This window comes from Streptomyces sp. HUAS 15-9 (genome assembly GCF_025642155.1).
Taxonomy (GTDB): Bacteria; Actinomycetota; Actinomycetes; order Streptomycetales; family Streptomycetaceae; genus Streptomyces.
In genome coordinates this window covers 850981-873330 of sequence record NZ_CP106798.1, presented here as the reverse complement: position 1 = coordinate 873330, position 22350 = coordinate 850981, and the positions used below count along the sequence as shown (strand labels likewise).

Sequence of the window (22350 nt, the reverse complement as noted above, 5' to 3'; positions counted from 1 at the left end):
GCGGAACCGGGCGGCTGTGCGGCGGGGAGGCCGCGGTCAGTGCCGTCGCGAGCTCAGCACGCAGAACTCGTTGCCCTCCGGGTCCATGAGCACGGTCCAGGGCTGCTCGCCCTGCCCGACGTCCGCGCGCCGGGCACCGAGGGACAGCAGCCGGGCGCCGTGGCCCACCGGGGCCGCCGGGTCGGCCGCGTCCACGGCCACCTGCTCCCCCTGCATCGCCATGGTCGCAGCGTAGTGAAGACTGGCCCCTCAGAAGGCGGATCACGAGGAGGCCTGAGCATGACACGCCCGATCACGGCAGGGGTCGACGGTACGGAGGAGAGTCTCGCCGCGCTGGCGTGGGCGGGACGGGAGGCCGTACGCCGGGAGCTGCCGCTGCGCGTGGTGCATGCGTGGCGATTCCACCCGCACGAGGCGGAGGGCGCCGGGGACCGGGACACACAGCACCGGTGGGTGTCGGACGGCGTCACGGAGGCCGTGCGCGCCGTCACCGAGCGCCACCCGGAGCTGACGGTCACCGTGGACGTGGTCGAGGGGCACGCCGCCGAGGCACTGGTCGGGGCCGCGACCGAGGCGGAGATGATGGTGCTCGGCTCGCGCGGGCACGGCGCTGTCATGGGATTCCTGCTCGGCTCGGTCGGACAGCAGGTGATCGCCGAGGCCGCGCGGCCCGTGGTCCTGGTGCGCGCCGGGGACCGGCCGTCCGCCGAGGCGGCCGGGCGGGAGGTGGTCGTGGGTCAGCAGGGCGGCCCGGAGGACAGCGCGGCCGTCCTGCGGTTCGCGTTCGAGACGGCGGCGGCTCGGGGGGCCACGGTCCGGGCGGTACGGGCGTGGACGCTGCCGCCGGTCTTCGCCTACAGCCCGGGTTCGCTCAAGCTCCTCGACGAGGCCGGCGGTCTGGAGCCGTACGAGAAGAAGGCCCTGGCCGACGCGCTGAAGCCCTGGCGGGAGCGCTTCCCCGGCGTCCGCGTGGCCGAGCAGGTGGAGATGGGCAGCGCGGGCCAGGTGCTGCTGTCCGTGGCCGGACAGGCCCAGCTGACGGTCGTCGGGCGGCGCGCGCACCTCACGGCGGTGGGCGCCCGGATCGGCTCGGTGGCGCACGGGGTGCTGCACCACGCCGAATGCCCGGTGGCCGTCGTCCCGCACGACTGACCTACTCCGGCGTGGTCGGCTCCAGCGTCTCGCGTGCCTTGGGGAGGACGTTCTCGATGTAGTCCTGGACCGCCGTGTCCAGGCCCATGTCCTGCTCCGCCCGCTCGGACAGGTACCAGCGGTGTTCGAGCAGCTCGTGGTAGATCTCGGCCGGGTCCATGGAGCCGCGCAGATCGAGCGGTACGGCGCGCACGGTGGGGCGGAACACGTCCCGCACCCACCGGTGCGCCAGTACCTCCGGGCGGGCGGCGAGGGGATCGCCGGGCCCGTAGTCGTCCTGGGTGGCCATCCAGCTCTCCAGGTCGTTCAGCAGCCTGCGGGCCTGGTTCTCCTCGGTGTCGAGACCGGTCAGGCGCAGCAGTTGGCGCTGGTGGTGGCCGGCGTCGACGACCTTGGGCACGAAGGTGACCGTGTCGCCGTCGGCGGAGCGCTCGATCTGCATCTCGGCGACGTCGAAGCCGAGGTCGTTGAGCCGTCGTATCCGGCGTTCTATGTAGTGGTACTTGCCCACCGGGTACACGGACGTGCGGGTCAGCTCCTGCCACAGGCCCTGGTAGCGGGCGCAGATCTCCGTGCCGAACTCGACAGGGTCGACGGACGGGTGCAGCGCCCCCGACGCCTCCAGGTCCAGCAGTTCGCCGCTGATGTTCACCCGCGCGAGATCGAGGTCGTAGTCCCGCTGCCCCGGGCTGAGCCGTGGGTGCAGGTCGCCGGTCTCCGCGTCCACCAGATAGGCCGCATACGCGCCCGCGTCCCGCCGGAACAGCGTGTTGGACAGCGAGCAGTCGCCCCAGGAGAACCCGGCCAGATGCAGCCGGACCAGCAGCACGGCGAGGGCGTCCATCAGCCGGTGCATGGTCGCCGGGCGCATGGTCGTCTCGAACATCGAGCGGTACGGCATCGAGCCGCCCAGGTGCCGGGTGACCAGCACCGACTCCAGCGGGGCGCCTGACCTGTCGGTGCGTCCGGTGAGGACGGCCAGCGGGTCCACCGCGGGGATGCCGAGCCGGTCCAGGTCGCGCAGCAGCTCGTACTCGCGCAGTGCGGGCCGCTCGGCGAGCTCCTTGACGGCGATCACCTCGTCGCCGGCCCGCGCATAGCGCACGACGTGCCGGGAGATGCCCCGGGGCAGCGGCACGAGATGCTCCTCGGGCCACTCCTCCAGGGGCACGTCCCAGGGGAGTTCGAGCAGGAGCGCGGGGTGCTCCGGGTTGGTCGCGCTGATCTGCAGTGCCATGGGACGAACCCTAAGGCCGCGTACCGGGCTTCAGCGCCCCGGTCGGTGCGCCCGTTCCCGGGCCTGCCGGGCGGCCTCGCTCACCGAGCCGTGGTGGACCGGGCCGTGGCCGGGCAGCAGGGTGTCGCCGTCCAGCGCCTCGATCACGTCCAGCGAGGCCACCGCGCGGGCGCGCTCGTGGTGGAACATGTCGGGCAGCAGCTGCGGGCCCTTTGCCCGTGCGGTGGCATGGCCGGTGGCCAGGGCGTCGCCGGACAGCACGATCCCGGCCTGCGGCAGGTGGTAGACGCAGTGGCCGTCCGTGTGGCCGGGGGTGTGCACCGGGACGGGCCGGCCCGGCAGGTCGAGGGCTCCCTCGCGGGGGAACGACTCGGGAGCGGCGACCGGGTGCTGCTCCACCCCGCCGACGCGCAGCACGTGCACCAGCCACGGCACGACGCCCGGACGCCAGGCGTTGCGCACCACCTGGCCGGGGGTCACCTGCTGGAGGAAGTCCCGGCGGGCGTGCGGGACTTCGGCCTCGTGGAGGTAGACCGGCGTGCCGTAGGTGCTGCGCAGGTACTCGGCCGAGCCGAGGTGGTCGTTGTGGGCGTGGGTGATCAGGACGGCCGCCAGCGCGTGTGGTGAACTGCCCACGGCGGCGAGCGAGTCGAGGAGCCGCTGCCGGTCCCCGGGGTAGCCGGTGTCCACCAGGGTCGCGGCGTCCCCGTCGGTGAGGATGACCCAGTTGGTGTTGCTGCCGTGCACCAGGTAGGTGCCGTCCGCCACTTGGTGTACATCTGCTCGCATGGTCTTCCCGAGGTGTGAGCGCGCCGTTCGACGAGGGACAGCCAACCAGATGGCCAGGGGTCCGCGACGGACGGGGCCGCGGACTCTCATCGCACGCCGCGCGGGCGGTACTGGACGCTGATGCGCGGACCGGTGGCGCGCGCCGTCTTGGGTACGCAGTGCTCCCAGGTGCGCTGGCAGGAGCCGCCCATCACGATGAGATCGCCGTGGCCGAGCGGGCGCCGGACGGTGTCGCCGCCGCCCACCGGGCGCAGCAGCAGGTCCCTGGGCGCGCCCACGGAGAGGATGGCGACCATCGTGTCCTCGCGTGCGCCCCGCCCGATCCGGTCGCCGTGCCAGGCGACGCTGTCCCGGCCGTCGCGGTAGTAGCACAGCCCGGCGGTGGTGAACGGCTCGCCGAGTTCGTCGGCGTAGCGCCGGCAGAGCGCCTCGCGGGCCTCCGCCAGGACCGGGTGCGGCAGCGGATCGTCCGCGCCGTAGAAGGCGAGCAGCCGCGGTACGTCCACGACGTTGTCGTACATCGTGCGGCGCTCCGCGCGCCAGGGCACGTCCGCGGCCAGCTGTTCGAACAGGGCGTCGCCGCCGCTCAGCCAGCCGGGCAGCACGTCGATCCAGGCGCCGGAGCCGAGCCGGGTCCGGCGTGTCCCGTCGAGGGAGCCGAGCCGCAGCTCGTCGGTCTGGTCGAACAGGGAGCCCTGGAGGTGCGTGGCCATGGGAGCAGCGTACTCCTTAATCGAAAACATGTTCCCTTTAGATCTTGACGAGGGTCTCGGCGGAGATCTTTCGATACATTGGCGTATCCGATACATTCGCGTATCGAACGGAGGTCGGACATGGCGGCGGAGGGCACGGCCAAGCGCGTGACCAGGCGCCGGATCCACACCCGGGCCCGGCTGCTCGAGGCCGCATTCGGTGTGTTCGCCGCCAAGGGCTTCGGGCGGGTGTCCATCGAGGAGGTCTGCGAGGCCGCCGGATTCAGCCGGGGCGCCTTCTACTCGAACTTCGCCACCCTCGACGAGCTGTTCTTCGCCCTGTACCAGGAGCGCGCGGACCTCATCGCGCGGCAGGTGACCCACGCGCTGGCCGGTGACGGCCCCGACCTCGACGTGCCCGCTTCCGTGGACCGGGTCACCGAGGTACTGCTGCTCGACGTGGACTGGCTGCTCGTGAAGACCGACTTCCTGGTGCACGCCGCCCGTGACCCCGACGTCGCCCAGACCCTCCTCGACCACCGGGCCCGCCTCAGGACTGCCATCGCAGACCGGCTCTCACGGGCCAAGGGCCACACCGAACTGCCCGCCGTGCTCGGCGATGCCGACGGAGCGGCGCACGCAGTGGTCGCCGCGTACGACGGGGTCACCACCCAACTGCTGCTGGACCGGGACGTCGAGACCGCCCGCGCCTGGCTCAGACAACTGCTCACCGCGCTGCTGACCGATGCCGGCGGCGCCCCCGGACGAGTCGCACAGTGAAGGGAAACGGTCGCCATGGACGCGGACGTCATCGTCGTCGGAGCGGGCCTCGCGGGCCTGGTCGCGGCGCACGAACTCACCAGCCGGGGCAGGCGCGTCGCCCTGGTCGACCAGGAGAACGCCGCCAACCTCGGCGGTCAGGCGTACTGGTCCTTCGGCGGGCTCTTCCTCGTCGACTCCCCGGAGCAGCGCCGCCTGGGCATCAAGGACTCCTTCGACCTCGCCTGGAGCGACTGGCAGGGCAGTGCCCAGTTCGACCGGGTCGAGGACGAGGACTCCTGGGCGGTGCGCTGGGCCCGCGCCTATGTCGAGTTCGCGGCGGGGGAGAAGCGGTCCTGGCTGGAGGGCCACGGCATCTCGCTGCTGCCCACGGTCGGCTGGGCCGAGCGCGGCGACCTGCGCGCGGACGGCCACGGCAACTCCGTACCGCGCTTCCACGTCACCTGGGGCACCGGCACGGGCGTCGTCGAGCCGTTCGCGCGGTACGCCCAGCAGGCCGCGCGCGCCGGGCTGCTCACCTTCCACCACCGCCACCAGGTGGACGAGCTGATCATCGGGGACGGGGCGGCGCGCGGCGTGCGGGGCACGGTCCTCGCCGACGACGACTCGCCGCGGGGAGTGGCCTCCAACCGCGACCGGACCGGCGAGTTCGAACTCACCGCCCAGGCCGTGGTCGTCACCACCGGCGGCATCGGCGCCAACCACGACATCGTCCGCCGCCACTGGCCCGAGCGGCTCGGCACGCCCCCCGCCGAGATGGTCACCGGCGTCCCCGCCTATGTCGACGGCCGGATGCTCGACATCAGCGCGGACGCGGGCGTACGGCTCGTCAACCGGGACCGCATGTGGCACTACACCGAGGGCCTGCAGAACTGGAACCCCATCTGGCCCGGCCACGGCATCCGCATCCTGCCCGGCCCGTCCTCCATCTGGCTCGACGCCCTCGGCCGCCGGCTGCCCGACCCCTGCCTGCCCGGCTACGACACCCTCGGCACGCTCAGGCATCTGCGCACCACCGAGGACATCGCGGGCCACGACCACTCCTGGTTCATCCTCACCCGGAAGATCATCGAGAAGGAGTTCGCGCTGTCGGGCTCCGAGCAGAACCCCGACATCACCGCCAAGGACCGCAAGGCGGTGCTGCGCGACCGGCTGCTCGGCAGGGGCGCGCCCGGACCGGTGCAGGCATTCCTGCGCAACGGCGCCGACTTCGTGGTCGCGGACACCCTCGACAAGCTCGTCGAGAAGATGAACGGCCTCGCGGACAAGGCGCTGCTCGACGCGGCCGAGGTGCGCCGCCAGATCGAGGCGCGCGACCTGCAGATCGCCAATCCGTACAGCAAGGACTCCCAGGTCCAGGGCATCCGCAACGCCCGCCGCTACATCGGTGACCGCCTCGGCCGGGTCGCGACCCCGCACCGCATTCTCGACCCGGCGGCCGGCCCGCTGATCGGCGTCAAGCTGCACGTGCTCACCCGCAAGACCCTCGGCGGCATCCAGACCGACCTGGACTCGCGCGCCCTGGGCGCCGACGGGCAGCCCATCGACGGGCTGTACGCGGCGGGCGAGGTCGCCGGCTTCGGCGGCGGCGGCGTCCACGGCTACAACGCCCTGGAGGGCACCTTCCTCGGCGGCTGCCTGTTCTCCGGGCGCGCGGCCGGGCGGGCCGCGGCGAAGCAGACGGCCTGAGTCAGTCCGTCAGGAGCCGCGCCAGCACCGAGGCATGACTCTCGTCCGGGGTCTTGGAGGAGGTCAGCAGCGTCACCGGGCCCTTGCGGGCCGCCTCCCGGAGGCCGTCGAGAAGTTCGGCGGCCTCCGGCGCGGCGAGCTCCGCCTCGTACCGCCTGCGGAACTCCTCGAAGGAGCCCTCGCCCGCGTGATACCAGCGGCGCAGCTCGGTGGACGGGGTGAGGGCCTTGGGCCACTCGTCCACCTCGGCCGCGTCCTTGGACACACCGCGCGGCCAGAGGCGGTCGGCCAGGACGCGCAAGCCGTCCTCGGGCTCGGGCGGTTCGTAGATCCGGCGCACGCGGACGCTCATGCTCGGGCCTCCGTCCACAGGGTGGGTGGGGAGCCTGCAGCGTACTGTTTCCACTCGTGCCGACGACCGGAACTGATCGGCGACGCGGCGTAACTTGACCTGAACGAGGGGGATTTGGTCGGCTTGGGCGCCTAGTCTGTGGTGCGTTTGATCATTCGCCACCCCCAGGGAGCGCACGTGACACCACTCCGCAGGCAGGCCGACAGACGACGCACCGCAGTCCTGTGCCGCGAGGCGGTCCTCGCCACCGTCCCCGTCGCCGTGGCGGCACTGCTCGCCGCCGCCGGACCGGCCGCGGCCGGCACGACCGGCTCCTCCGGCGTGGGCGACCCGTACTTCCCGCTCGAGGGCAACGGCGGCTACCACGTCCGCCACTACGGCCTGACCCTGCGCTACGACACCGCCTCCCGCCACCTCGACGGCACGGCGGTGCTCAGCGCCCGCGCCACCCAGAAGCTGACCCGCTTCGACCTGGACCTCAAGGGCCTCAAGGTCACACGCCTCACCGTCGACGGCACCACGGCGCACTTCCGCCGCGACGGACAGGAACTCGTCATCACACCGCGCCGGGCGCCGCACAAGGGCCAGGACTTCCGCGTCGAGGTCACCTACCATGGCACCCCCAAGCCGGTCACCGACCCGGACGGCTCCCCCGACGGATGGATCCCCACCGACGACGGAGCCTTCGTCGCCGGTGAGCCCCAGGGCGCGATGACCTGGTTCCCGGCGAACAGCCACCCCAAGGACAAGTCCTCGTACGACTTCAGGATCACCGTCCCCCAGGGACGCACCGCGGTCGCAGGCGGCGTCTTTTTGGGACAGCGCACCGCGCACGGGCAGACCACCTACCGCTGGCGCCAGACCGCACCCATGGCCGCCTATCTCGCCACGGCGACCATCGGCAGGTTCAAGGTCGAGCGGTACACCACCCGCGACGGCATCGAGGTGTACAACGCCGTCGACCCGCGCGAGGCGAGCGCCGCGGCGCCCGTCCTGAAGAAGCTGCCGTCCGTCCTGGAGTGGGAGAGCGGGCTCTTCGGCCGCTACCCGTACCGGGCCGCCGGCTCGATCGTCGACCGGGCGCCGGACGTCGGGTTCGCCCTGGAGACCCAGACCCGGCCCGTGTACGACTCGGCGCCCGATCTGAGCACCCTCGTCCACGAGAACGCCCACCAGTGGTTCGGCGACTCCGTCTCCCTCACCACCTGGAAGGACATCTGGCTCAACGAGGGCTTCGCCACCTATGCCGAGTGGCTCTACCAGGAGCAGCACGGCGGCGACAGCGCCCAGAAGACCTTCGACAAGCTGTACGCCACCCGCGCGAGCGACGACCTGTGGGCGTATCCGCCCGGCAACCCCGGCAGCGGCGCCAACATCTTCGGCACGCCGGTCTACGCCCGCGGCGCCATGGCCCTGCACGAACTGCGCAAGGCCGTCGGCGACCGGGCGTTCTTCCGCATCCTGCGCGCGTGGGCCGCCGAGCACCGGGGCGGGCACGGGACGACGGCGCAGTTCGTGAAGCTCGCCGAGCGGGAGTCCGGCAAGCGGTTGGACGGACTGTTCCGGACCTGGCTGTACACCCAGGGCAAGCCGGGCAGGGCGTAGAGCGACCACGGTCGGAGCATGATCGATCGCAGAACGGACGGGTGAGGAACGGCCCGTGCCCCTCAGGGACGCCGCCGTATGCCGACGCGCCGGTTCAGCGCGCGCCGTTCCATCTCCGTCGTGCCGCCCCAGATGCCGCCGGACTGACCCGTCCGCAGCGCCCAGTCCAGGCATTGCTCCCGGACCCGGCAACGCCCGCAGACCGCCTTGGCCCGCTGTGTCTGCCGCACCGCCGGTCCTGTGGTGCCGATCGGGAAGAAGAGGTCGGGGTCCTTGTGATGGCATGCGGCCTGTTCTCGCCAGTCGCCCATGGGAAAGTCACCTGCGATCGATGTCGTCCGCGCCCTTGCACATGTGTAACGCGACTTCGGGTCACCGTCGACCCGGTTGTGAAACACATGAGCCATCGGTGGGCGACCGGGGCGGGATCACTGCTCCCGCATGCCCCAGGGCGAGCCGTAGGCGGTCAGCAGATCCAGGAACGGGCGGGCCGAGAACGCCTCCGGGCCGAGGACTCCCGAGCCCGACCAGGCACCGGTGGCGAGGAGTTCGAGAGCGACGACCGGGTTGACCGCCGTCTGCCACACCACGGCCTGGCAGCCGTACTCCGCCATGGACCACTGGTTGTCGACCACGTGGTACAGATACACCTCGCGCGGCGCGCCGTCCTTGGTGCCGCGCACCCAGGTACCCGCACAGGTCTTGCCGTGCATGCGCTCGCCCAGCGTCGCCGGGTCGGGCAGACAGGCGGCGACCACGTCACGCGGTGACACCGCGACCGGACCGCCGGCGCCCGGCACGGTCACCGGGCCGGTGCGGTCCAGGCCCAGCAGATGCAGCGTCTTGAGGGTCTCGATGAACTCCCGGCCCAGCCCGTACTTGAAGGTGACCCGCCGGGCGTCGACCCGGCGCGGCACCAGCAGCACCTCCTCGTGCTCGACGTTCACGCACTCCACCGGACCGATCCCCTCGGGGAAGTCGAACACCTCCGGCTCGCTGAACGGCGCGGTGGTGAACCAGCCGCGCTCCGCCTCGTACACCACCGGCGGGTTCAGACACTCCTCGATGGTGGTCCAGATGCTGAACGACGGAGCGAAGTCGTGGCCGTCGACGGTGAGGTTCGCGCCGTCACGGATGCCGATCTCGTCGATCTCGTCGAAGAGTTCGTCGGCGGCGTACCGGGCGAACACGTCCGACAGACCGGGCTCCACCCCCATGCCGACGAGCGCCAGCGCGCCCGCCTTCTCCCAGTCGGCGGCCAGCTCGAACTGCTCGTCGCCCAGCTTGACCCCGCACTGTTCGTACGGGTGCTCGGCGTGCGGCCGCGACAGGGACATCGCCATGTCGAGGTAGGTGGCGCCGGCCGTCCGCGCCGCCCGGAACAGGGGCATCACGAAGCGCGGGTCGGTGGCGTTGAGGAGCGCGTCGCAGCCGTGGCGCGCCAGCAGCTCTGCCACGGCGGACTCGTCGCCCGCGTCCACCCGCTCGGCGCGGAACCGGGCGGCGTCGGCGCCGAGCGCCGCGACCGCCGCCTCGGCCCGCGCGAGGTCGTAGTCGGCGACGACCATCAGGTCGAAGAACGGACGCCGGGCGGCGATCCGGGTGATGGCGGTGCCGACACCGCCTGCTCCCACGAGCAGCACACGCATGACGAAATCCCTCACGATCGAAAGTCGAAAGTCGAAAGTCGAAGTTGCAGTTGAAGTTGAAGCCAGGCGCGCCCTGGCCCGAGATACAACGCCCCGGGCTCCCGTAAGGTCAATGGCGTTGGCATAAGAGCCAGGAGCGGCACGGGAGGGTGGAGCATGCCGAAACCGGTGGTGCCCGAGGAGAAACGGCGGCGGCGCCGGCCGACCAGGAGCGGCACCGTGCTCTCCGAGCGGCTGATCGTCGAGACCGCGCTGCGCATGCTGCGCGAACACGGCAGCGCCGGCCTGACCGCGCGCCGCCTGGGCCTGGCCCTGGACTGCGACCCGAGTACGCTGTACCGCTACTTCCGCGGTATGGACGACCTGACCCTGGCCATCGGCGACGCGCTCATCGGGCAGGCGCTGCGCGGCTGGGAGCCCACGGGGCGGTGGCGGGCGGACCTGCGGGCGATCGGGCTGCGCATCCACGCAGCGTATGTGGCGCATCCGCAGGCGGCCCTGCTCACCGCGAACCGGGTCACCGGCCGGGCGCACGAACTGGCCGCCGACGAGGCCGTCCTGGACGTGCTGCGCACGGCCGGCTTCCCGCTGCCGGAGACGGTGCGCGTCTACCACGCCTTCATCGACCAGACGCTGGCCTTCGCCGCCCTCGACGCCGCGTCCCTGGCCCTGCCGAGCGCCTCCCAGCGGGCCGACGACGACCAGTGGGACTCGACCTACGCCCGACTGCCGCGCGCCACTCACCCCCGTATCGCCGAGGCGGCACCGCTCCTCGCCGCCCGCATGCCCACCAGCGCCTATCCGACGGCCCTGGACATGCTCCTGGACAGCGCGGCCGGTACCCTGGCGGCCCGTACGGGGCCGGAGCCGGCCGGAGCGGGAAGCCGATAGCCGACCCGGCCTGGTTCGTCCTGCGGCCGCTACCCGTGCAGTGTCTCCGCCGCGGTGGCCACCACCGCCTCGGCCATCGCCGCCAGCGCGGGGGAGTCGAGCTTCCACTGCTGCCAGAACAGCGGCATGTCCACCGACCGCCCTGGAGTGAGGCGGACGAGGCAGCCGGTGCGCAGGAGCGGGTCGGCCTGGGCCTCGGGCACCATGCCCCAGCCGAGACCCGCGGCCACGGCCTGAGCGAAGCCCTCCGACGTCGGGACGTGGTGCCGCAGCGCGCTCGCCGCCGCCCGCCCGTTGGACAAGGTGCGCACGAAGGCGTCCTGGAAGTCGTCCCGCCGGTCGAAGACCACCACCGGCGCCCCGGCGAGCGCGTCCCGCAGCGGGCCGCCCAGATGCGCCGCGGCGAAGGCGGGGCTCGCCACCGGGAGGTAGCGCATCCGGCCCAGGGCCCGCACCGAACAGCCCGGAACGGGCTCGGGCGACGAGGTCACCGCCGCCATCACCAGCCCCTCGCGCAGCAGCGCCGCCGTGTGGTCCTCGTCCTCGCGGCGCAGTTCGAAACAGAGCCGCGGCTCCTGCGGCACGCGCGTCAGCGCCCCGAGGAACCAGGTCGCCAGCGAGTCCGCGTTCACCGCGACCGACACCCGCGTCGGCTCCCCGGCACCGCTCATGCCGAGTTCGCCGCGCGCGTCCCGCTCCAGCCGGGCCAGCTGCCGGGCGAACCGCACCAGCACCTCGCCGGACTCTGTCGGCTGCACCGGCTTCGTGCGCTGGAGCAGCACCCGGCCCGTGCGCTGCTCCAGCGCCTTCACCCGCTGACTGACCGCCGACGGCGTCACATGCAGCGCCGCGGCCGCCGCGTCGAACGTGCCCTCGTCCACCACCGCCAGCAGCGTCCGCACCTGGTCGAGGGGGAGCTCCGACATCATGTGCGCCCTCACTTCGTCATGACGAGTGCTAATGGTACGTAAAAATCTTTAGCTGTACGTGCGGTGATCCCCTTGCCTAGCGTCAAGGGCATGTCCAACGCCTTGACCGCCGCGGCCGCCGGATTCGGCACCGGCCTCTCCCTCATCGTCGCCATCGGCGCCCAGAACGCCTTCGTCCTGCGCCAGGGGGTACGCCGTGACGCGGTCCTCGCCGTCGTCGGGATCTGCGCCCTGTCCGACGCCCTGCTCATCGCGCTGGGCGTCGGCGGCGTCGGCGCCGTGGTGGTGGCGTGGCCGGGGGCGCTGACCGCGGTCGGACTGATCGGCGGCGCCTTCCTGCTTGGCTACGGCGCCCTCGCCGCCCGCCGCGTCCTCAAGCCCGGGACCGGACTGAGGACGGAGGGCGAGGCGGCGGGCTCCCGCAGGCGGGCGGTGCTCACCTGCCTGGCGATGACCTGGCTCAACCCGCACGTCTATCTGGACACCGTGTTCCTGCTCGGCTCCCTGGCCGCCGACCGGGGCGCCCTGCGCTGGACCTTCGGCCTCGGCGCGGCGCTCGCCAGCCTGTGCTGGTTCGCCGCGCTGGGCTTCGGCGCCCGGCTGCTCGGCCGGTTCCTCGCCGGCCCGTCGGCCTGGCGCGTCCTCGACGGTCTGGTCGCCGCGACGATGATCGGTCTCGGAGCGGTGCTCGTCGCCGGATCGTGAGACAGGGGTCGTGCGTCGGCCGGATCGTGGGACAAAGCGGTTCGGCAGGTGCGGGAGTTGCTGCGATAGTGAGGCTCGCCATCGAAAGATGTAGTGAGCAACCACAGCGAGCAACAGGAAGCCCGTGGACACGAGCGAGAGCCCAGGCAGCGGCACCGAAGTGCAGTCCGACCCGCCCGCTGCGCCGGCCCCGCCCCGGCACGGCTGGCGCCGCTGGGCGATGGACACCCGCCCGCTGCGCCGTCCCGCCTACCGCCGGCTGTGGTCCTCGACCATCGTCACCGCCGTCGGCAGCCAGCTCACCGCCGTCGCCGTACCCAAGCAGATCTACGACATCACGCACTCCTCGGCCTGGGTCGGCTACGCGAGCCTCGCCGGTCTGGTGCCGATGGTGGTGTTCGCGCTGTGGGGCGGGGCGGTCGCCGACACCGTGGACCGCCGCAAGCTGCTGCTGGTCACCAACAGCGGGATAGCCGTGACCTCGCTCCTGTTCTGGGCACAGGCCGCGACCGGACTGGACTCGGTCGTCGCACTCATGGTGCTGCTCGCGATGCAGCAGGCGTTCTTCGGACTCAACTCTCCGGCCCGCAACGCCTCCATCGCCCGGCTGGTGCCCGAGCGGGAGCTGCCCGCCGCCAACGCCCTCGGCTCGACCGTCATGCAGACCGGGCTGGTGGCCGGGCCCCTGCTGGCCGGTGCGCTGATTCCGGTCATCGGCCTGCCCGAGCTGTATCTGATCGACGCCCTGGCCCTGTGCGTCACGGTCTGGGCCGTCGTACGGCTCCCCGCGCTGCCGCCGCTGGGGCAGGCGCTGGCCCGTCGCGCCGGGTGGCGGGAGATCGCGGCGGGCTTCCGCTACATCTCGCTGCACAAGGTGCTGCTGCTCTCCTTCCTCGCCGACATCGTCGCCATGGTGTTCGGCATGCCCCGCGCCCTGTTCCCGCAGCTGGCGGCCGAGACGTACGCGTCGTACGGGGAGGGGCTCGCGCTCGGTGTGCTGTTCGCCGGGATCCCCGTCGGGGCGGTGCTCGGCGGACTGCTCTCCGGCACGTTCTCGCGGGCGAGGCGGCACGGCCTGCTGGTGATCGGCTCGGTGGTCGGCTGGGGCGTGGCCATCGCCGGGTTCGGGCTGAGCCGGAACCTGTGGGTCGCCCTGGCGTTCCTGGCCGCCGGCGGGGTCGCCGACATGGTCTCCATGGTCTTCCGCGGGGCGATCCTGCTGTCCGCCGCGACCGACGAGATGCGCGGCCGGATGCAGGGCGTGTTCACGGTCGTCGTGGCGGGCGGCCCGCGCCTGGCCGACGTGCTGCACGGCACCGCGGGCTCGGCCTTCGGCCCGCGGTCCGCCGTCGCGGGCGGCGGCCTGCTGGTCGTGCTCGTCATGCTGGTCCTGGCCGCCGCCGTACCGGCACTGCGCCGCTACCGCGTCTGAGGGTTCTAAAGAGGCCCGCGCCGGCGCAGTGTGTACTGGTCCATCAGCTTGCCGCGGGTCATCTCCAGCCGGTGGGCGAGGATCTCGGCGACGGTCCGTACCAGCGACAGCCCGAGCAACGGGTCCTCCACGGACACGCCCAGCACCGCCGCCGCGTCGAACTCGTAGGCGCGCACGGGACTGAAGGCCACCGCGCCGAAGTCCCACTGGTACGGCGGGAACAGCCACGACCAGCCAAGGAGGTCGCCGGCGCCGAGGGTGGCCACGGTCACGCGTTGGTGGGTTGTCACCTCCTGATCGAGGTTGACCGCGCCCGAACGGATCACCCAGAAGCGGTCGGCGGTGCCACCCGCCTCGAAGATCCGGGTGTCCTCCGGGAAGGAGACCTCCTGGGCCAGCTCCATCAGACGCTCGCGCTGCACTTGCGGAAGGGCGGTCAGCAGTTTTATCGCTTTGGTCATCGCGCAGGGCTCCTCGCCGGCGGGGGTTTCCGGTGTTTTCCCTGCACCCATTTCAGCCGCTGCCGCCGCGCTGAGCACCTCGGCGGAGTGGAGAACCTCTGGATTCGGTCCCTGGGGCATTAAAAAGCCCTGGCTGGACGGGGGAAACCAGCCAGGGCCGTAAGCGGTGACACAGGGAGGACTGTCGCGGTCGACTCCGAGGCCACGTATGTATGAACGGTAAACCACCTACGGCGGCTTCGCGTACCTGAGAGCGGGTCACGTGACCGGTTTCACTTCTTCCCGTCGCCGTGCCGCCCCGGTACCGCGATCTCGTCCAGCACACGGAACACGGCCTCGTACGCCCAGGCCCGCGCGGACGCCTCCCGGGCCCCTTCCGGATCGGTCGCCTTCAGGTTCTCCGCACAGGCCCGCCAGGCCCGCTCCTCGGCCGCCGCGCAGTCCCGCCCGCGCTGGATGCGCCGCAACAGCTCGCTCGAATCCACGACGTCGGTCATACCGTCCCCATACCCCGAAACGACGCCCCGACCGGACCGATTCACGGGTTTGGCGGCGCCCGGAGAGATCATGCGAGTGGGACTCGGAGGGGGCGGGCCAGGCCCATGGCCGCCTCGTCCAGGCGCTGCAGATGGCGCAGCACGCGGTCGGTCACGCGGTCGCAGCGCGGGGTCGCGAGGGTGCCGGGCTCGAGCAGGGAGGCGATGCTGGGGCCGGTCTCGACCCTGGACTCGGCGTGCCGGTCGGTGACGTGCTCGGCGATCGCCTCGATGTTGTGCACGATCCGCTGCCCCACCCCGCGCAGCCGGGGATCCGCGGCGATCGAGGGGTATGCGGGCAGCAGTTCGGCGGTGGCAGCCAGGGAACGCGCGTGATACGCACAGGTCTCCAGGAGGGCCACGACATAGCGGGCCGTGTCCCGGCGCGACCGCTGCGGTGCGATCGGGTGGGTCAGTGGCTGGGTGGAGGCACGCAGATCGGCCAGCGCCTGGTCCAGCTCGCGCGCCCGGTCCAGCAGCTCGGCCGGGGGCCCACCGCTCAACTGGTCCACCGCGGCCCGCGTGACGTCGGCCAGCCGGTTCAGCGCGCCGGCCAGGAGTTCGTTCGTACGGCGGTCGGTGTGCACCGGCAGGACCACCGCCGCCGCGAAGACCCCGCACGCCGCGCCCAGCACCGTCTCCTCCACGCGCAGCACCAGGACCGACGCGCTATAGGTGTTGAGCAGCGTGTACAGCAGCCCCAGCATCGCCGTCACGAAGAACGACATCAGCGTGTAGGAGAGCGGGGCCGTGTAGAACATCGCGAAGATGAGCAGCAGCACCAGCCCGAACGCCGTCCACGTGTGGTGCCCGACCAGTCCCGCAAGGCCGATGCCGGCCACGACGCCGAACACCGTGCCGAGCACCCGGCGATAGCCCTTGACCAGGATCTCCCCGGTGGACGCGGTGTTGATGAACACGATCCAGCAGGTCAGCACCGCCCAGTACCAGCGATCGCCCGACAGCAGCTCACCGCCCGCCATGGCGAGCGCCGATCCGACCGCCACCTGCACGGCCGCCCGCGTCGTCGGCCGCAGCAGGCCGGTGGGCCGCTCCTCCTCCGGCTCGTCCTCCTCACCGCCGATCGCCGCGTCCTCCGCGTCCAGCTCCTCGCGCGAGCGGGTCGTCGCGGGGGTGTCGGCGGACTCGTCCTGCGGCCCGTCGAGGGCGATCCGCAGCCCCAGGACCGTGCGCGCGGCCTCGCCGACGCCCCGGAAGACGTCCTGCACGGCGGACGGGGCATCGGGCAGGTTCTCCTCCCCCCGGTAGCCGAGCAGCCGGTTCCGCAGCCGTGAGAGGCCGGTCCCCGTGTCCTCGCCGACGGGTCGCAGCACCAGCAGCCGCAGCGCCTCCAGCGCGCGGCGCAGCTCGGCCGCCCACTCGTCGCGCACCGGCAGCTCACCCCCTGAGGGCAGGGGCGCGCCCGGCAGATGCAGCGTGAGCGTGTCCGCCCGCTCGGTGCTGCGCGCGGTCAGCAGCATCAGCCCGAGCCGCTCGGCGGCGATCTCGGCGTCCGCGATCCGGCGCTGGAGCAGCCGCGCCACCGACCCGTCGGAGGTCCCGTCCTCCAGCCGGCCCTGGATCAGCAGCGCCGTCTCGTGCAGCCGGGCCGTCCTGACCCGGACCACCTCCAGGGCCTTGTCCACGTCCTGTGGGCCGGCGTCGAGCAACTCGATCTGGGCCTCGACGAGTTGGGCGAGCCGGGCGCGGAAGGCCCGCCGCAGCCGGTCGAGGGTGCCCGCGGGCGTCTGCCGTACGAGGACGAACCGGGCGAGGGCGCTGCACACGAACGCCACGCCCATCGCGCCGTAGAGCCCCGGCAGGGTCGGCACGGTCGCGTGCACGAACAGCGAGAGGAAGTAGATCTGGAAGCCGATCAGCCCGAGCGCCGTACCGCGCTCCCCGTACCGGCGGCCGTAGACCGCGCAGAAGATGAGCGCGACGAAGAACAGGTCGCCGGCCACGATGTGCGCGCTGAGCAGCGCGCCCAGCGACACCGAGGCCAGGGCCACCGGCAGCCCCAGGGCGAGCGTGACGGCCTGCCGGCCCCGCTGCTTCTCCCGGATGGCGAAGGTGGCGACCATCGCGGCCATGGCGGCGGCCACCAGATGGGTCACATCGGCCCCCGCCAGGGCCAATGCGGCCAGCGACAGGCTGATGGCGAGGACGGTCCGCAGGCCCGCCGCGAGCCGCAGCAGGCCGGGATCGGACGCCGCGAGACGGTCCCGCAGCTCCGCCCGCACCGACCGTCCCGCAGTCCTCACGCCGCCGCGCTCTCTCCCGTGTCACGTCGTGATCCCGCACCCAGCATGGCACGGTACGGCCCATGGCCACCGGGGACGACCGCCGGCTCAAAGCGCGGCCGGCCGGCGGCCGACGGGGTGCCCCGGGTCAGCTCGACGGGCCGCCGCCGCGGCCCTCCACATACGCCCGCACCTGTTCGGGCGTCATATAGGCGTCGGCGTGCTCGAAGTCCTTGAGTCTCATGGACTTGCGGGCCTGGAACCCGGTGCGCACGAAATCGTCGCCCGCCACCGAGTTGAGCAGCCAGTTGGTCATGACGCGGGTCTTGGCGACATTGGTGCGCAGCGCCGTCCAGTGGTAGCCGCGGGCGACGACCTGGGCAGGCAGGCCGCGCAGTTCGATGCCCAGCGGCTTGGACACCGCGTCCGTGCCGCCCAGGTCGACGACGAGCCCGAGGTCCCGGTGCTCGTACGGGCGCAGCGGCTGATTGCGCAGCGTCGCGATGACGTTGTCGGCGACCCTCCTGCCCTGCCGCATGGCGTGCTGCGCGGTGGGCGGGCAGATCGCGCCCTCCTCCTTGGCCCGGTCCGGCACGGCGGCGGCGTCGCCGAGCGCGAACACGCCGTCGTGGCCCGGGAGCGACATATGGGGGTCGACCGCGAGCCGCCCCCGCACGGTCTGCGCGCCGAGCGTGGCGATCAGCGGGCTGGCGACCACACCGGCCGTCCAGATCAGGGTGCGGGTCGGGACCACCCGGCCGTCGGTGAAGGTGACCTCCTCGGGGCCCGCCTTCGCGATGGAGACGCCCAGCGAGATGTCGATGCCGCGCCGGCGCAGGATCTCCTGGGCGCTGCGCCCGAGCTTGTCGCCCAGCTCCGGCATCAGCTTCGGCGCGATGTCGATCAGATGCCACTTGATCAGGCCGGGGTCCAGCCGCGGGTAGCGCTTGACGGCCGCGTGCGTCAGCCGCTGCAGGCAGGCGGCGGTCTCGGTACCGGCATAACCGCCGCCGACCACCACGAACTGCAGCCGCGAGGCGCGCTCCGCCGGGTCGTGACTGGCGTCGGCGAGGTCCAGCTGGGAGATGACGTGGTCGCGGACGTAGGCGGCCTCCGCGAGGGTCTTCATGCCGAAGGCGTGCTCGGTCAGGCCCGGGATGTCGAAGGTGCGGGTGACACTGCCCGGCGCCAGCACGATGTAGTCGTACGACACGTCGACGGTCTCGTCCGTTATCGTGCGGATGACGCAGACCTTGGACTTCAGGTCCACGCCGATGGCACTGCCCGGGATGATCCGGGTGCGGTACTTCTTGCTCCGGCGCAGCGACACCGCGATCGACTGGGGCGTGAGCACGCCGGAGGCGACCTGGGGCAGCAGCGGCAGATAGAGCTGGAAGGCGGAGGGCGTCACCAGGGTGACGTCGGCCTCGTCGGGGGCGAGTTTCCGTTCCAGGCGGCGAACGCACTCCACTCCGGCGAAGCCTGCGCCGACCACCAGGATCCTGGGTCGTGTCACGTCGTTCATCCCTTTCCGCGGCTCCGGGCGGTCCGACTCGACACCATGCGCGTGCCCCGGATCGCTGCTTCGCACCACATCGATCCCACCGCGCCCCGAGCCGCCCCGCCAGTCGGGTGCGGCAGGCAGACGACGGCGTGGGCACCAGCATGCGCCTCCCGCGGCCCCGAGTAACCCGTGTGTCGCACGGATATGCGCCGTATCGCTGTGACAGTGGCAGTCCGAGGGTTCCCGGGCCGGGGCGCGCGCCGGTCGCGGCGGGCTCGAACCAGGCGTCCGGAAAAGGCTCCTGGACCGCGAGCCGTGCGCCGTAGAGTGCGCGGCATGGCGCAGACACGGCCCGGTTCGGGCTTCCGGACTAGGAACATCGACGCACGGAACCCCGAAGCGGCGGCACATCTGATCGGCGCGCTGGACGTCCAGGACGCCAACCCGGGAGTACGACGGCTGCGCGCCTGGGCCCACGAGGCGCTCGCGCCCAAGGACGGCGAGCGGACGCTGGACGTCGGCTGCGGGACCGGCTCATGGACACGGGAACTGGCGGCCGCCGTCGGCCCCCATGGATCGGCCCTCGGCGTCGAACCGAACCCCGCGCTGCGCGCGGTCGCCGAGGAACGCGCGGGCGGCGGCGGGGCGCGCTTCACGGACGGCGACGCCCTCGCGCTGCCCCTGCCCGAGGCCTCGGTGGACGTCGTGTGGTGCGAACGCGTGCTGCAGCATCTCGCCGAACCGGACCGGGCCGTCGCGGAGATGGCCCGGGTGCTGCGCCCCGGCGGCCGTGTGGCGCTGCTCGACACCGACTGGGCGACCACCATCCTGCACCCCGGCGACCCGGAGATCATGCGGGCGCTGACCTCGGGCGCCCTGACCAGCGCGGCCAACCCCTACTCGGGGCGCCGCCTCGTCGGCCAGCTGGCCGCGGCCGGATTCGTGGTCGACGACCGCGGCTCCCAGGCCCTGCTCCAGGACCACCGGTCCGTCGCCTGGCCGCTGATCCGCATGCTGGGCAAGTCGGCGGTGCACCGCGGACTGCTGACCGAGGCCCAGTGCGACACCGCGTACGCCGGTCTTGCCGAGGCCGCCGAGCGGGGCGCACTGCACATGTCCGTGACGATGTTCGGCGCGGTCGCCCATCGCCCGGGCTGAGACGACGACCTTGCGGGAACGTTCCGTCGCCAGGGAAGAGGGTTCCTCACCAGGGAAGAGAGTCCCGTCACCGGGGAAGAAAAGTTCTGTCACCAGGGAAGAAAGGCGTGCACGTCCTTGCCGGTCTCCGTGACGACCACGCTGACCTGCTCGCACAGCGTGTGAATGAGGTGCCAGCCGATACCGCCCCCGCCCTTGCTGGGCCGGAACGGACGCGGCTGAGGCCGGGTGGTGCTGGTGTCGTGCATCGTGACGTGCACGCCGTCGAACGTGCGGCGCATCCGCAGTTCGAAGGGGCCCGGGGCGTACTGGACGACGTTGGCGGCCAGTTCCGTGACGACCAGCAGGATGTCGTCCCAGTACTCCGGAGCCGCCGGCGGCGACCTGCGTGCGAGGACACACAGGAACTCCTCCGCGGCGAGTCGTGTACCCGTCACGTTCCGCAGATCGCCCGGAAAGGAGAACGTACGCTCCAGCGTCTCCTCGGAGGGCGGTGTGTCGTCCCGGCGCGGCACGATCGGCATCTCGTCTTCCTCAGTCCCGGGAGAGCAGGACTGCTGTCGGTGCTCATCCGTCCCACGATGCGAGTTCCCAGGGACGGCGGCTCCTCACCGGAACACGTCGTCCGAGTCGTCCCAGTCGGCCGGCTCCTCCAGGGCGGGCCGGTGCGCGGCGCGCGTCCGGACCTGGTACATAGCGTCGATCTCGGCCGCGTAGTGCCGCACTATGGCGTCCCGGCGCAGCTTCAGCGAGGGCGTCAGCAGCCCGTTGGCCGGGTCGAAAGGCGCGGGGAGCACCCGGTACACCCGGATGGACTCGGAGCGTGACACCGCGCTGTTGGCCGCGGCGATGGCCCGCGCGATCTCCTCCCGCAGCGCGTTGTCCTCCCGTGTCTGCCGCCCGGGAGTGTCGGGCTGCAGCGCCAGAGCCGCCCGCCAGTGCGCCAGATACTCCGGGTCCAGGGTGATCAGGGCCCCGACACAGGGCCGGTCGTCGCCGACCACCACCGCCTGGTGGACGAGCGGATGCATCCGCAGCCGCTGCTCCAGCGGCGCCGGGGCCACGCTCTTTCCGCTGTTGGTGATGATGACGTCCTTCTTGCGGCCCGTGATCGTCAGATAGCCCTCGGAGTCGAGCCGCCCGATGTCCCCGGTCGCCAGCCAGCCGCCGCGCAGCGCGGCCCGCGTGGCCGGCTCGTCGTTGACGTAGCCCTGGAACACCGACGGGCCGCGCACCAGGATCTCCCCGTCGTCGGCGACCTGGATCTCCGTGCCCGGCAGTGCCTGCCCCACGGTCCCGGACTTCTCCCGGCCCAGCGGCTGCATGGTGATGCCACCGCTGACCTCGGTCAGCCCGTAGCCGTCGTGCACATAGATGCCGATGCCCTCGTAGAACAGGGACAGTTCACGATTGAGCGAGCAGCCGGCGGAGGTGGCCCGGACCACCCGGCCGCCCAGCACGCCCCGCAGTCTTCGGTACACCGTCCGCTCGTACAGGGCGTGTTGCAGCCGCAGGTCGAACCCGGGGCCCGACCCCGTGCCCAGGCGCCGGCGCTCCTCGGCCTCGGCGAAGTCCCGGGCCGTCTCCGCCGCCCGCTCGAACAGGGCACCCCGGCCCGCCTGTTGGGCGGTGCGCAGGAACGTCTTGTAGAGCTTCTCGAACAGCGACGGCACGGCGTAGAAGTACGTCGGCCGGAAGGTGCGCAGGGCCGAGGCCAGTGCCTCCTCGGTCATCTCCGGCTCGTGGCCCATCAGCACCCCGCCGCGCACGCAGATCACCTGGATCATCAGCCCGTACACGTGCGAGAACGGCAGGAAGGCCAGGACCGATGGCTGCTCTCCCGGGGGCGCCGCCGTGTGCCCCCAGCCCGCGAACAGGATGTCGCACGGATGCGCCAGGCTGCGATGGGTCAGCGCGCAGCCCATCGGCCGGCCCGATGTGCCCGAGGTGTAGGCGATGACCGCGGTCGAGTCCGGCAGCACGATCCGGCGCAGCGACTCCACCGTGGTCAGCGGGATGAACTGGCCCCGCTCCGTCAGCTGGGCCAATGCCCCCGAGTCCAGCTGCCAGACGTGCCGCAGCCGCGGAAGGCCCGCGCACACGGTGCCGACCGTCATGATGCCCTGCTCGTCCTCCACCACGACGGCCACGCACTCGGCGTCCCTGAGGATCCACTCGACCTGCTCCCGGGACGACGCCGGATGGATCGGTACGACCTCCGCGCCGACCGCCCACAGGGCGTGCGCGAGCACCGTCCACTCGTACCGCGTCCGGGACATGACGGCCACCCGGTGGCCCGGCGATATCCCGCAGGCCACCAACCCCTTGGCCAGATCGACCACTTCGTCCCGCAACTCGACCGCCGTCACCTCCTGCCAGGTGCCGGAGGTGCCGTCCGGGCGGTGCGCGAGCACCGGCAAAGTGGGGTTGCGGACCGCCATGTCGAAGACGCTGTCGGCGAGTCCGCCGGTCAGGGCCGGAACCGCCGCCGGAGCGAGGGCGAAGTCGCGCATGCGCTGCTCCCGGGATGTACGGAGGGTGACACT

21 protein-coding genes and 1 pseudogene are annotated in these 22350 nt (G+C 72.2%); 8 read left to right on the top strand and 14 right to left on the bottom strand.

Annotated features, from left to right (window positions below; translation table 11 throughout):
• Window positions 1-36: 36 nt before the first annotated feature.
• Window positions 37-153, bottom strand: a pseudogene (locus N8I87_RS44270) (VOC family protein); the annotation flags it as partial.
• Between the two features lie 126 nt (window positions 154-279).
• Here N8I87_RS44270 and N8I87_RS03930 point away from each other — a divergent pair.
• The gene (locus N8I87_RS03930; RefSeq protein WP_263205468.1) at window positions 280-1152 is read left to right on the top strand and encodes a universal stress protein; all 873 of its coding nucleotides are present in this window, start codon (window positions 280-282) and stop codon (window positions 1150-1152) included.
• Window position 1153: 1 nt separating this feature from the next.
• Here the strand turns inward: N8I87_RS03930 and N8I87_RS03925 are convergent, their stop codons facing one another.
• From N8I87_RS03925 to N8I87_RS03915, 3 genes are all read right to left on the bottom strand, one after another.
• On the bottom strand, window positions 1154-2389 hold the full coding sequence (locus tag N8I87_RS03925) for a DUF4032 domain-containing protein (protein ID WP_263205466.1): 1236 nt from the start codon (window positions 2387-2389) through the stop codon (window positions 1154-1156).
• Between the two features lie 30 nt (window positions 2390-2419).
• Window positions 2420-3178 carry an MBL fold metallo-hydrolase gene (locus tag N8I87_RS03920; protein ID WP_263205464.1) on the bottom strand — a complete coding sequence of 253 codons (759 nt, stop codon included), beginning with the start codon at window positions 3176-3178 and terminating at the stop codon, window positions 2420-2422.
• A gap of 86 nt (window positions 3179-3264) precedes the next feature.
• Window positions 3265-3891: an alpha-ketoglutarate-dependent dioxygenase AlkB gene (locus tag N8I87_RS03915; RefSeq protein WP_263205461.1), complete on the bottom strand. Its 627-nt coding sequence runs from the start codon at window positions 3889-3891 to the stop codon at window positions 3265-3267.
• Window positions 3892-4011: 120 nt separating this feature from the next.
• Between N8I87_RS03915 and N8I87_RS03910 the strand changes: the two genes are divergently transcribed.
• Together N8I87_RS03910 and N8I87_RS03905 are read left to right on the top strand one after the other, a co-directional pair.
• Window positions 4012-4650 (top strand): TetR/AcrR family transcriptional regulator, encoded by a 639-nt coding sequence (locus N8I87_RS03910; protein WP_263205459.1) that lies wholly within the window; start codon window positions 4012-4014, stop codon window positions 4648-4650.
• Between the two features lie 15 nt (window positions 4651-4665).
• A complete protein-coding gene (locus N8I87_RS03905) occupies window positions 4666-6339 on the top strand; it encodes an FAD-binding dehydrogenase (protein WP_263205458.1) in 1674 nt (557 codons plus the stop codon).
• Window position 6340: 1 nt separating this feature from the next.
• Here N8I87_RS03905 and N8I87_RS03900 read toward each other — a convergent pair whose 3' ends face one another.
• A complete protein-coding gene (locus N8I87_RS03900; protein WP_263205456.1) occupies window positions 6341-6691 on the bottom strand; it encodes a DUF488 domain-containing protein in 351 nt (116 codons plus the stop codon).
• Window positions 6692-6868: 177 nt separating this feature from the next.
• On the opposite strand from N8I87_RS03900, the gene N8I87_RS03895 reads away from it, so the two are divergent.
• Window positions 6869-8296, top strand: coding sequence for a M1 family metallopeptidase (locus N8I87_RS03895; protein ID WP_263205454.1), 1428 nt, complete (start codon window positions 6869-6871; stop codon window positions 8294-8296).
• Window positions 8297-8358: 62 nt separating this feature from the next.
• Here the strand turns inward: N8I87_RS03895 and N8I87_RS03890 are convergent, their stop codons facing one another.
• Together N8I87_RS03890 and N8I87_RS03885 are read right to left on the bottom strand one after the other, a co-directional pair.
• Window positions 8359-8607: a WhiB family transcriptional regulator gene (locus N8I87_RS03890; RefSeq protein ID WP_263205452.1), complete on the bottom strand. Its 249-nt coding sequence runs from the start codon at window positions 8605-8607 to the stop codon at window positions 8359-8361.
• Window positions 8608-8724: 117 nt separating this feature from the next.
• Entirely contained in the window at window positions 8725-9945 is a 1221-nt protein-coding gene (locus N8I87_RS03885) for a saccharopine dehydrogenase family protein (protein ID WP_263205450.1), read from the bottom strand.
• Window positions 9946-10101: 156 nt separating this feature from the next.
• Here N8I87_RS03885 and N8I87_RS03880 point away from each other — a divergent pair, with 156 nt between their 5' ends.
• Window positions 10102-10836 (top strand): TetR/AcrR family transcriptional regulator, encoded by a 735-nt coding sequence (locus tag N8I87_RS03880; RefSeq protein ID WP_263205447.1) that lies wholly within the window; start codon window positions 10102-10104, stop codon window positions 10834-10836.
• Between the two features lie 29 nt (window positions 10837-10865).
• On the opposite strand, the gene N8I87_RS03875 is transcribed toward N8I87_RS03880, so the two are convergent.
• Window positions 10866-11765, bottom strand: coding sequence for a LysR family transcriptional regulator ArgP (locus N8I87_RS03875; RefSeq protein WP_263205444.1), 900 nt, complete (start codon window positions 11763-11765; stop codon window positions 10866-10868).
• Between the two features lie 90 nt (window positions 11766-11855).
• Here N8I87_RS03875 and N8I87_RS03870 point away from each other — a divergent pair, with 90 nt between their 5' ends.
• Entirely contained in the window at window positions 11856-12470 is a 615-nt protein-coding gene (locus N8I87_RS03870; RefSeq protein WP_263205441.1) for a LysE/ArgO family amino acid transporter, read from the top strand.
• A 124-nt stretch (window positions 12471-12594) separates the two neighbouring features.
• Window positions 12595-13902, top strand: a complete 1308-nt coding sequence (locus N8I87_RS03865; protein ID WP_263205438.1) for an MFS transporter — start codon at window positions 12595-12597, stop codon at window positions 13900-13902.
• Between the two features lie 5 nt (window positions 13903-13907).
• On the opposite strand, the gene N8I87_RS03860 is transcribed toward N8I87_RS03865, so the two are convergent.
• The 4 genes from N8I87_RS03860 to N8I87_RS03845 form a co-directional block, all read right to left on the bottom strand.
• Window positions 13908-14363, bottom strand: a complete 456-nt coding sequence (locus tag N8I87_RS03860; RefSeq protein WP_263205436.1) for a cyclic nucleotide-binding domain-containing protein — start codon at window positions 14361-14363, stop codon at window positions 13908-13910.
• A gap of 272 nt (window positions 14364-14635) precedes the next feature.
• Complete coding sequence (locus tag N8I87_RS03855) at window positions 14636-14860, bottom strand: hypothetical protein (protein WP_263205433.1); 225 nt, start codon at window positions 14858-14860, stop codon at window positions 14636-14638.
• Between the two features lie 68 nt (window positions 14861-14928).
• Window positions 14929-17163, bottom strand: a complete 2235-nt coding sequence (locus tag N8I87_RS03850; RefSeq protein WP_263205431.1) for an FUSC family protein — start codon at window positions 17161-17163, stop codon at window positions 14929-14931.
• A 127-nt stretch (window positions 17164-17290) separates the two neighbouring features.
• Window positions 17291-18667: an NAD(P)/FAD-dependent oxidoreductase gene (locus N8I87_RS03845; RefSeq protein WP_263205428.1), complete on the bottom strand. Its 1377-nt coding sequence runs from the start codon at window positions 18665-18667 to the stop codon at window positions 17291-17293.
• A gap of 315 nt (window positions 18668-18982) precedes the next feature.
• Here N8I87_RS03845 and N8I87_RS03840 point away from each other — a divergent pair, with 315 nt between their 5' ends.
• Complete coding sequence (locus tag N8I87_RS03840) at window positions 18983-19804, top strand: methyltransferase domain-containing protein (RefSeq protein ID WP_263205426.1); 822 nt, start codon at window positions 18983-18985, stop codon at window positions 19802-19804.
• 89 nt (window positions 19805-19893) lie between these two features.
• Here the strand turns inward: N8I87_RS03840 and N8I87_RS03835 are convergent, their stop codons facing one another.
• Entirely contained in the window at window positions 19894-20328 is a 435-nt protein-coding gene (locus N8I87_RS03835) for an ATP-binding protein (RefSeq protein ID WP_263205424.1), read from the bottom strand.
• Window positions 20329-20412: 84 nt separating this feature from the next.
• Window positions 20413-22317 carry an AMP-dependent synthetase/ligase gene (locus tag N8I87_RS03830; RefSeq protein ID WP_263205422.1) on the bottom strand — a complete coding sequence of 635 codons (1905 nt, stop codon included), beginning with the start codon at window positions 22315-22317 and terminating at the stop codon, window positions 20413-20415.
• Window positions 22318-22350 lie beyond the last annotated feature (33 nt).

Coding starts and splice junctions, on each gene's coding strand:
- N8I87_RS03930 (WP_263205468.1), top strand. CDS start 280: ATGACACGCCCGATCACGGCAGGGGTCGACGGTACGGAGGAGAGTCTC.
- N8I87_RS03925 (WP_263205466.1), bottom strand. CDS start 2,389: ATGGCACTGCAGATCAGCGCGACCAACCCGGAGCACCCCGCGCTCCTG.
- N8I87_RS03920 (WP_263205464.1), bottom strand. CDS start 3,178: ATGCGAGCAGATGTACACCAAGTGGCGGACGGCACCTACCTGGTGCAC.
- N8I87_RS03915 (WP_263205461.1), bottom strand. CDS start 3,891: ATGGCCACGCACCTCCAGGGCTCCCTGTTCGACCAGACCGACGAGCTG.
- N8I87_RS03910 (WP_263205459.1), top strand. CDS start 4,012: ATGGCGGCGGAGGGCACGGCCAAGCGCGTGACCAGGCGCCGGATCCAC.
- N8I87_RS03905 (WP_263205458.1), top strand. CDS start 4,666: ATGGACGCGGACGTCATCGTCGTCGGAGCGGGCCTCGCGGGCCTGGTC.
- N8I87_RS03900 (WP_263205456.1), bottom strand. CDS start 6,691: ATGAGCGTCCGCGTGCGCCGGATCTACGAACCGCCCGAGCCCGAGGAC.
- N8I87_RS03890 (WP_263205452.1), bottom strand. CDS start 8,607: ATGGGCGACTGGCGAGAACAGGCCGCATGCCATCACAAGGACCCCGAC.
- N8I87_RS03885 (WP_263205450.1), bottom strand. CDS start 9,945: ATGCGTGTGCTGCTCGTGGGAGCAGGCGGTGTCGGCACCGCCATCACC.
- N8I87_RS03880 (WP_263205447.1), top strand. CDS start 10,102: ATGCCGAAACCGGTGGTGCCCGAGGAGAAACGGCGGCGGCGCCGGCCG.
- N8I87_RS03875 (WP_263205444.1), bottom strand. CDS start 11,765: ATGATGTCGGAGCTCCCCCTCGACCAGGTGCGGACGCTGCTGGCGGTG.
- N8I87_RS03870 (WP_263205441.1), top strand. CDS start 11,856: ATGTCCAACGCCTTGACCGCCGCGGCCGCCGGATTCGGCACCGGCCTC.
- N8I87_RS03860 (WP_263205436.1), bottom strand. CDS start 14,363: ATGACCAAAGCGATAAAACTGCTGACCGCCCTTCCGCAAGTGCAGCGC.
- N8I87_RS03855 (WP_263205433.1), bottom strand. CDS start 14,860: ATGACCGACGTCGTGGATTCGAGCGAGCTGTTGCGGCGCATCCAGCGC.
- N8I87_RS03845 (WP_263205428.1), bottom strand. CDS start 18,667: ATGAACGACGTGACACGACCCAGGATCCTGGTGGTCGGCGCAGGCTTC.
- N8I87_RS03840 (WP_263205426.1), top strand. CDS start 18,983: ATGGCGCAGACACGGCCCGGTTCGGGCTTCCGGACTAGGAACATCGAC.
- N8I87_RS03835 (WP_263205424.1), bottom strand. CDS start 20,328: ATGCCGATCGTGCCGCGCCGGGACGACACACCGCCCTCCGAGGAGACG.
- N8I87_RS03830 (WP_263205422.1), bottom strand. CDS start 22,317: ATGCGCGACTTCGCCCTCGCTCCGGCGGCGGTTCCGGCCCTGACCGGC.